The organism is Neochlamydia sp. AcF84 (assembly GCF_011087585.1).
Taxonomy (GTDB): Bacteria; Chlamydiota; Chlamydiia; order Chlamydiales; family Parachlamydiaceae; genus Neochlamydia.
The window spans coordinates 1-1,863 of record NZ_VJOT01000005.1 but is presented as its reverse complement, the minus strand read 5'-3'; the positions used below and the strand labels follow the sequence as shown (position 1 = coordinate 1,863).

Genomic DNA, 1,863 nt, shown 5'->3' with positions numbered 1-1,863 from the left:
TAACGGAAGTTCCATTTTTTTCTATAAACTTAAAGCCGGTAATTGTTTTATTATTAGTCTCTTATAGCTTTTTTATAAAAATTTGTAGTCACCAAAAAATTATTGAAATGTGTTTTTAGGATTTACATAAATAGCATTGCTAGTGTATTTATGTAGGTATGCATATAGTAAGATCAAAATTCAAATCAGCTGCTGGCAAAGTTTATGAAACGGTTTTGCTACGCGAATCCTACAGAGAAGGCAAAACCGTCAAAAAACGTACGGTTGGTAATCTATCCAATTGCACAGCCGAAGAAATTACTGCTATCGAGTTAGCTTTAAAATACAAAAGTAATCTCCAAGCCTTAGCCTCTTGCCGTGAAGCCACGATGCAAGAAGGTCTATCTATTGGTGGCGTATGGGTGATCTACCAAATGGCTAAACGTTTAGGAATTGTGGATGCTCTTGGCAACAACCGAGAAGGCCAGCTTGCGTTGTGGCAAGTGCTGGCACGCGTATTGGAGCAAGGCTCAAGACTTTCTGCAGTCAGGCTGGCAGAAACCTATGCCATTGCTCCGGTCATTGATCTGCAAGAAGGCTTTAATGAAGAAGATCTTTATAAAAATCTTTTGTGGCTATGCCAAAACCAAGCCTCTATCGAAGATCGATTGTTTACTAAAAGTTTCCACAAGAAAGCTCCTCACTTATTTTTGTATGATGTCACTAGCTCTTATTTAGAAGGCGAGAAAAATGAGCTTGCCGCTTGGGGTTACAACCGAGACAAAAAGAAAGGTAAAAAACAAATTGTTATCGGCTTGCTAAGTTCAGCCGAGGGTGCACCTGTCTCAGCAGAAGTATTTAAAGGTCATACGCAAGACACCTCTACTTTTCATGCCCAAATCAAAAAAGCTAAAGAACGCTTTAACTGCGAAAAGGTCACTTTTGTAGGCGATAGAGGAATGATTAAAAGCGGGCAGATCGAGGATTTGCAAGCGCATGGTTTTCATTATATTACCGCTCTGACAAAAGCCCAGGTAGAGACTTTAATGAAAAAAGGTGTGATCGAATATACCCTATTTGATGAAAACTTGGTTGAAGTCAAAGAAAATGGGATAAGATATATTCTTAGGCGCAATCCTGTGCGCGCCCAAGAAATCGCTCATTCTCGTCTTAGCAAGCTAGCTAGCATAGAAAAATTGGTTGCTATGCAAAATGCCTATTTGCAGGCTCATCCCAAAGCACACATGGAAGTAGCGCTAAAGAAAATTAAGGCTAAAATTGAGCGTTTAGCACTTAAAAGCTGTCTAACAGTTAGCGCACAAGATAGAAGCTTATCGTTATGCCTTAATCAAGAAATGTTAGCAGAAGATGCTAAGCTAGATGGCTGCTATGTAATTAAAACCGATCTAGCTCATGAAGAAGTGAGCATGCAAGAGATACATGACCGTTACAAAGATTTAGCTAGGGTAGAATCAGCTTTTAGAACAGTAAAAAGCGATCTTGAAATACGGCCAGTTTATGTACGTTCAGAAGAAAGTACAAGGGGCCATGTTTTGATTGTAATGCTAGCCTACATGATTATCAGAGAGCTTGATAAATCCTGGAGGAACCTTTATTTAACAGTAGAAGAGGGGCTGCGCAGTTTATCTACTTTAACACTAATAGAATGGACATTAAATGAAGGCTTAAGTTTTCAGCAAATTCCAGAGCCACGCCATCAAAATAAACAAATGCTTGAGGCTTTAAAGATAGAATTACCAAAAGTTTTGCCAAAGAATCATGCACATGTAGTCACTAGAAAAAAACGTCGACAAAAACCATAAGCTTTTAACAGTCAAAAGCTTGCTTACTACTGATTGGTTTTAAAAAAATGGAACTCCCGTT

Annotated in this window: 1 protein-coding gene; it reads left to right on the top strand. The window is 38.7% G+C overall.

Annotated features, from left to right (window positions below; all coding sequences use genetic code 11):
• Positions 1-158: 158 nt before the first annotated feature.
• Entirely contained in the window at positions 159-1,802 is a 1,644-nt protein-coding gene (locus tag NEOC84_RS00330) for an IS1634 family transposase (protein WP_166154213.1), read from the top strand.
• The last annotated feature ends 61 nt before the right edge of the window (positions 1,803-1,863 follow it).

What these genes read in the sequence shown, in the direction of transcription:
- NEOC84_RS00330 (WP_166154213.1), top strand. Translation starts at nt 159, where the DNA reads ATGCATATAGTAAGATCAAAATTCAAATCAGCTGCTGGCAAAGTTTAT.